Consider the following 6,614-nt stretch of genomic DNA (forward strand, 5'->3'; position numbering starts at 1 on the left):
CGACGCGAGCGACCCGGTGGCGACATCACCGTGGGTCGTCAGCGCAACGAGGTCGACCGCAAGCCCGGAGGCTGCCGTGAGCATCCGGGCTACCGTTCCGGACTGCGTCATCGCCAGCGTGCTGGCACGGGTTCCCAGCCGCACGGTCACGGCGTCAACCCCGCAAGGGCCGGGCGGAAGCCGAGCCTGGCGTTCTCACAGCATCCGGGTCGGCACACGTCAAACCACGGACCGAGCGACGTCACGCGGGGACGCTGCGACGCGGGAGTCCCGTTCAGCCGCTCGGCGACGAGGTCGACCAGGCCAGCAACGTACGCGGGCGCCGTTCCCGGGGTCGCGGTGCGCACGGCGACCAGGCCGTGCTCGGCCGCCGTTTCGATCGCTTCGGTGTCAAGGTCCCACATGACCTCCATGTGGTCGCTGACGAACCCGAGCGGAACGATGAGCACCCCGCGCCGGCCCTGAGCGGGCAGCTGCGCGATCGCGTCATTGACGTCGGGCTCGAGCCACGGAACCGACGGCGGGCCAGAGCGGCTCTGGTACACGAGCTGCCAGGGGCTCGTGGATCCGAGTTCACGCATGATCTGCTCGGCGACGGCGGTGTGCTGTGCGGCATAGGCGCCACCCGGCCCGAAGTCGCGGTCACGGGGACCGGAGCGCTCGGCGTCGGCGACGGGAATCGAGTGCGTCGAGAAGAGCACCTCGATCTCGTCCGGCTTCTCGATGCCGTGCTCTCGCAGCTTCTCCAGCCCCGACCGGATGCCATCGACGAAGGGAGTCACGAAGCCCGGGTGATCGAAGAACTGGGCGACCTTGTCGATCTGCAGCTGCTCCCCGACACCCGTCGCCTCGAGCGCATCGGCGAGGTCCTCCCGGTACTGCCGGCACGACGAATAGGAGCTGTAGGCGCTCGTTGCCAGCGCCAGGACGCGCCGGTGATCGTCGGCGTGCAGCTGCTGCACGGCGTCGGCGACGTACGGCATCCAGTTGCGATTTCCCCAGTACACCGGCAGGTCGATGCCGCGCGCGCGAAGCTCGGCATCGAGGGCGGCGACCAGGTCGCGGTTCTGCTGGTTGATGGGTGAGACCCCACCGAAGTGGCGGTAGTGGTGCGCGACCTCCTCGAGGCGCTCGTCGGGGATGCCGCGGCCGGCCGTGACGTTGCGTAGAAACGGGATGACGTCATCCTGCCCCTCGGGTCCACCGAACCCGAGCAGCAGCAGCGCGTCGTAAGCGACGGGTTCTTCCACGTGTGCCGGGCCGGATTCCGCCGCGGGCGTCGCACCGCACACCGCAGCCCCCGGCGCGCAGTAGGCACCGGTCGCGTGCGGGGGCTTGGGCCGGAAGTTCTCGGCGGTCACGACAGGACGTCCTCGAGCTCGCCGACCTCGACGCGTCTCCCGGTGAAGAACGGGACTTCCTCACGCACATGACGGCGGGCATCCGTCGCGCGAAGATCGCGCATCATGTCGACAAGGCTCAGCAGGTTGTCGCTTTCCAACGGCAAGAGCCACTCGTAGTCGCTGAGCGCGAAAGTCGAGACCGTGTTGGCCACGACATCACGGAAAGCGCTGCCTTTGCGGCCGTGCTCGGCGAGCATCGCTGAGCGCTCCTGCTCGGGAAGCAGATACCACTCATAGCTGCGCACGAACGGGTAGAGGCAGAGCCATTCGCGGGGTGCCTCCCCGCGCAGGTATCCGGGAACATGTCGCTTGTTGAACTCGGCCTCGCGGTGAACGCCCATGGCACTCCACGTGATGCTCGCCTCACGCAGCGCCGAGGTGCGACGAAGCCGGCGCAGTGCAGCCTGGAGTGCAGCCGGGTCCTCGCCGTGCAGCCACACCATGAGGTCGGCATCCGCGCGCATGCCGGTGACGTCGTAGAGCCCGCGCAGGGTCACGCCGGCGGCGGGAAGCTCTGCGACCTCGCGCTCCAGGTCACCGAACTCCGGCGCCGCCACACGCGGCACCTCAAGCACCGTGAAGAGGGTGTAGCCAGCGGGCGTCGACTCAGCCTCGGGGCTCGAGGCGGTGGGGGTTACGGGATCGGTCACGATTCCTCCAGTCAGAAGCGGCGGTGCGGGTCAGGAAGCGGTGGATGCGAGCGACGGCGCCGCGAACGCGTGGATCAGGGTTGCGGCGAGCTCGCGCGCGTGCGGCACCACCGAGGCAAGGCCGGTGCCCGCCACGGCGGCGCCGGCGAGGTGCAGGCGGGGGTCAGCGGCGATGACGGGCGTCGTGGACGACGACGAGGACGCATCCCAGCGGCGCACGTGCAGCTCGCGCACGTCCTGCGGCGCCACCGAAACTCCCGTGACGGCGCTGATCGCCGCCGCGACGGATGCCTCATCGAACGCGCCTGTGACGCCGTCGCGCGCCGAGAGCCGGACGACGTGGTGGTGGGGCTCGAGTTTCTCATCGAGCCACTGCCACTTGGCGTTGGCGTGCGTGAGCGCCTTCGCACCGATGGGTGCAGCGTCGGCGATCAGCGCTCCCGTGCCGACCGGGTGAGCATCCAGGCCCGGCGAACGCACGAGCGCGATCGCCAGCTCGACCGGCGTTTCGTCACCATCACTGTGCTCGCCGAGGAGTCGGAGCGCCTCGTCGCGACCGGTGGCGATGACAACGGTTCGGGAGCGGATCGCGGTGCTGCCGGCATCCACGCTCAGCACCTCGTCGCGTGCCCCGTGGCCCACGCTTTCCCGCGTGCTTTCGGCACCATGGATGCGACGAACCGGGGTATCGAGCAGGATGGTCGCCCCGGCGGCGCGGGCGCGGGCTGCCAGTTCGACGGGCAGCCGCCACATGCCACCGACGATCCCCGCGACAGCGCTGCCGGGGCGGGGCCCCGCGGCAAGCTCGGCGACGGCATCCGTCAGCGCGCCGGTCTGCATGAACCGCTGCCAGAGCTGCGGGTGCACCACCGAGAGCTTCAGGTCGCGGGCAGAGCGCGAGTAGACGCCGCGGCAGACGGTGTCTACCACCGCGCTTGCCAGGTCATCACCGAGTCGTGTGGCGACGAGGTCGTAGAGCGAAGGCTCCTCGGCGGGCACGGGCAGCACCTGCTCGGCGCGGGGCGGTACGAGCGCCAGGATGTCGGCAGCGCTGGGATCGGCGGGGATCCCCAGGACGCTCTGTCGCGGGAGCGGGGCGCGACGGATGCCGGAGTCGCCGCCGGCAACGAGCCACGCCCCGGCGGGGTTCGGGGCCGTGACAGTGACGGGAAGCTGCCAGCGGTCGATGAGATCTGTCACGCCGGTCGTTCGGGTCGCGAACGACTCGGCGCCGGCATCCGCAGCGACCTGCCCACCAGCAGCGCCCACACCAGCACCGCCGGCGATCATGACCGGCGCGAGCATCCCCCCGACGCGGTCGGAGGCGTCCACGACGACGGTTCGGAGTCCAGCCGCGGCGGTTTCAGCGGCAACGACCAGGCCCGCCATCCCCGCGCCGACGATGCACACATCGACGATCTCGTCCGTCTCAGCGGGCATCGTGCACCATCGTGACAAGATCCGTCAGCACGTCAGGATCCGTCTCGGGTGGCACGCCGTGCCCGAGGTTGAAGACGTGAGCGCGGGCGACCTTACCTGCGGCGATGATCCGGGAGACCTCCGCGGCGCGGACCTCGGCGGGAGCGAACAGCATGGCGGGATCCAGGTTCCCCTGCACTGTCACCTCTCGCCCTACCCGCTCCAGGGCCTCGTCGAGATCGATCCGGTGGTCGATTCCGACGACGTCGAGATCGAGGCTCGCGATGTCGGCGAGAAGGTCGCCGGTGCCGACACCGAAGTGCGAGAGCGGGACCCGCAGCATCCCGGAGTCCGCGGGCGGTTCGATCTGCCGCACGTGAGCGAGTGCTCGAGCGGATGCCGGGAGCGCTGCCTGCCGGTACAGGCGCGGGGAGAGAGAACCAGCCCAGGAATCGAACAACTGCGCAGCGCTGGCGCCGGCCTCGATCTGGAGGGCGAGGAAGCGTCCGCTGATGTCGGCGAGCCACTGTGTGAGCGCGTCCCACCCGGGCGGGTCCTCGTGGATCAGGCGGCGCGCGGCGAGATGGTCCTTCGAGGGCCCGCCCTCGACGAGGTAGGCAGCGAGGGTGAACGGGGCGCCCGCGAAGCCGATGAGCGGGAGCGGCGTGCCGCGAGTAACGGACTCGGCGGCGAGCATCTTGGTCGTGCGGCGCACAGCCTCGATGATCGGCCCGCCCCGCTCGGTGACGGTCCGCGGGTCGATCGCGGTGACCCGCGCGATGTCGGCACCGGTGCGAACCGGTTGGGAGAAGACCGGACCCCGGCCCGCGACGATGCGCACGTCGATCCCCGCCAGCATCAGGGGCACGACGATGTCGCTGAAGAAGATCGCGGCATCCACGCCGTGACGGCGCACGGGCTGCAGCGTGATCTCACTCACGAGCGCGGGGTCGAGGCAGGCGTCGAGCATCGAGCTGCCCTCACGCAGCGCACGGTACTCGGGAAGGGAACGCCCCGCCTGCCGCATGAACCACACGGGGGTGATAGCTGGTCGGTGTCCGACGAAGGCGCGGATGAGGTGCGAGTCCTTCGTCGCGTGCGCAACGAACGGATGCTGATCGGAGAGCTGCATAGTTAATCGATATACTAACCAGTCGACGCGAGGAGGAAGCGATGCTGGTCTGCCTATCGGCCAACCATCGGGCTACCCCGTTCGCCTCTCTTGAGCGCCTGGCCGAGGTGGGTGGCGAGGTCCGCCGCGACATCCCCCTCGCCCACGAGTCGATCGGCGGAGCCGTCGTGCTTGCCACCTGCAATCGGTTCGAGGCCTACCTCGATATCGACCCCGACGAGGGCCACTCTGCTGAGTCCGCCGTCACTGCCGCGCTCGGCGAGCTGGCCGATGCCTCGGGTATCGACTACCGAGAGCTGCGCGAAACGCTCGATGTCACCGTCGGCAATCGTGTCGCGCATCATCTGTTCGCCGTGGCGTCGGGCCTGGACTCGGTCGTGGTCGGCGAGGACGAGATCGCGGGTCAGGTCACGCGCGCCTACGAAGACGCCCGCGGCGAGGGGATGACGACCCGCGCCCTCGAGCACCTCTTCGAGCGCGCGAAAGAAACATCGCGGACCGTCAAGAACTCGGCGCGCGTGGGGGAATCCGGTCGTTCTCTGGTTCGACTTGCCCTGGAGCTCGCCTCCTCACGGATCGCCGACTGGTCAAGCGCCCGCGTGCTCCTGATCGGGACCGGTCAGTATGCCGCGGCAGCATTGGCGGCACTGCGCGCGCGCGGCGCGCGCGGCATCCGTGTTCATTCGGCCTCCGGTCGCGGCCCCGCGTTCGCCCAACGACACGGACTGATCCCGGTCGACCCGGAATCGTTTCCCGCCGAGATCGCGTCGGCCGATGTCATCGTGACCTGCACGACCCGGGTCGTGCTCGGCGGCGACGAGCTGGATGCCGGTCGCGCCGCGGTGACAGCCGCAGCCGAGCGGCTCCTGGTGATCGACCTCGGCATGCCCCGGAACGTCGCCGCCGACGTGCAGGCGCGTCACGGCGTCGAGGTGCTCGACCTCGAGACGATTCGCTTGCACGCACCGCTTGACGAGTTCGCCTCGCTCGCCGATGCGAAAGCGATCGTCGCCGACGCAGCGCTCCGCCACGCCGGGGCAGGTCGGGTCCACGATGTCGCGCCGGCGGTTCGAGCGGCGCGAGGGTGGGTTCAACAGCTCCTGGATGCTGAGATCGCGCGCCTCCCCGAGAACCCCTCGGAGAGTTCGCTGAAGACCGAACGGGCGCTCCGGCATTTTGCCGGCGTGATCATGCATCACGTCGTTGCGCGCGGCCATACACTGGCGTCCTCCGGGGAGGGCGAACGCTGGTCAGCAGCGGTCGAGACAGTTTTCTCGGAGGCGCCGAATCCCGGCACGTGAGTGAGCATGACCCAGCAGCCCGACCAGACACCGATCCCGTTGCCGCGCGCGCGGGTCACGGTGAAGGATGTCGCGGCGAGAGCTGGCGTGTCCACCGCCGCGGTCAGTCAGGCACTCAATGGCCGGGGCGCGCTCAGCGCCGACACCAGACAGCGGATACTCGATGCCGCGACCGAACTCGGATACTCCCCCGACCGCTACGCCGCAGCGCTCCGGCGCGGGCGAACACTCTCGATCGGGTACGTCGCGTCACCGCCGCTTGACCCGGTTCGCGAGGCCACTCAGGCGCAATACGCCATGCGACAGCTCAGTGCCCTCGTTGACGCCGCAGCCGCGCACCACTTCACGGTCACGGTCATCCCCTATGCGCGCCCGGAGCTGCTGCGCAGCGCCCGGGTAGACGCCGTGTACGCGCCCGACGCCCGCGAGAGCGACCCACTGCTGGCGATCGCTGCAGCGCAGAGCATCCCCGTCATCACCAATGACCTCCCCCTTCCGCCGGACGCAGGGATGTGGATCCGCACCGGATACGAGGATGCCGCGACCGCGGCCCTTGACCTGCTCGCTGCCAGTGGCGCCACGAACATCGGGCTTCTCACCGGCGAACCGGGGCTTCCCCGTCTGGAGATCGGCGAAAGCGTCTACCAGCAGTGGTGTGCCAGCCGCGGCCAGGCCCCGATCGTCGCCCGGGTGGATGCCGCGAGCCTGG

The 6,614-nt window shown here is 69.7% G+C and carries 6 protein-coding genes and 1 pseudogene; 2 read left to right on the forward strand and 5 right to left on the reverse strand.

Annotation, left to right across the window (positions count from 1 at the left end; all coding sequences use genetic code 11):
* The 5 genes and pseudogenes from Q1V87_RS02880 to hemE form a co-directional block, all read right to left on the reverse strand.
* Positions 1 to 150: pseudogene (locus Q1V87_RS02880) on the reverse strand (hydroxymethylbilane synthase); the annotation flags it as partial.
* Positions 147 to 1,292 carry a ferrochelatase gene (locus Q1V87_RS02885; protein WP_300590785.1) on the reverse strand — a complete coding sequence of 382 codons (1,146 nt, stop codon included), beginning with the start codon at positions 1,290 to 1,292 and terminating at the stop codon, positions 147 to 149. The pseudogene Q1V87_RS02880 and the gene Q1V87_RS02885, both read right to left, overlap by 4 nt.
* Before the next feature lie 65 nt (positions 1,293 to 1,357).
* Positions 1,358 to 2,053, reverse strand: coding sequence for a hydrogen peroxide-dependent heme synthase (hemQ, locus tag Q1V87_RS02890; RefSeq protein ID WP_347424886.1), 696 nt, complete (start codon positions 2,051 to 2,053; stop codon positions 1,358 to 1,360).
* A 30-nt stretch (positions 2,054 to 2,083) separates the two neighbouring features.
* Complete coding sequence (locus Q1V87_RS02895) at positions 2,084 to 3,493, reverse strand: FAD-dependent oxidoreductase (protein WP_292725708.1); 1,410 nt, start codon at positions 3,491 to 3,493, stop codon at positions 2,084 to 2,086.
* Positions 3,483 to 4,604 (reverse strand): uroporphyrinogen decarboxylase, encoded by a 1,122-nt coding sequence (gene hemE / locus Q1V87_RS02900; protein ID WP_292725706.1) that lies wholly within the window; start codon positions 4,602 to 4,604, stop codon positions 3,483 to 3,485. Before hemE ends, Q1V87_RS02895 begins: the two co-directional genes overlap by 11 nt.
* Positions 4,605 to 4,645: 41 nt before the next feature.
* Between hemE and Q1V87_RS02905 the strand changes: the two genes are divergently transcribed.
* Both Q1V87_RS02905 and Q1V87_RS02910 read left to right on the forward strand, forming a co-directional pair.
* Positions 4,646 to 5,905, forward strand: a complete 1,260-nt coding sequence (locus Q1V87_RS02905; protein ID WP_292725704.1) for a glutamyl-tRNA reductase — start codon at positions 4,646 to 4,648, stop codon at positions 5,903 to 5,905.
* Between the two features lie 6 nt (positions 5,906 to 5,911).
* The coding region (locus Q1V87_RS02910; protein ID WP_300590784.1) for a LacI family DNA-binding transcriptional regulator at positions 5,912 to 6,614 on the forward strand (703 nt) is incomplete at its 3' end.

Source organism: Microbacterium sp., from assembly GCF_030149085.1.
GTDB lineage: Bacteria > Actinomycetota > Actinomycetes > Actinomycetales > Microbacteriaceae > Microbacterium.

Coding starts and splice junctions, on each gene's coding strand:
- Q1V87_RS02895 (WP_292725708.1), bottom strand. CDS start 3,493: ATGCCCGCTGAGACGGACGAGATCGTCGATGTGTGCATCGTCGGCGCG.
- hemE (WP_292725706.1), bottom strand. CDS start 4,604: ATGCAGCTCTCCGATCAGCATCCGTTCGTTGCGCACGCGACGAAGGAC.
- Q1V87_RS02905 (WP_292725704.1), top strand. CDS start 4,646: ATGCTGGTCTGCCTATCGGCCAACCATCGGGCTACCCCGTTCGCCTCT.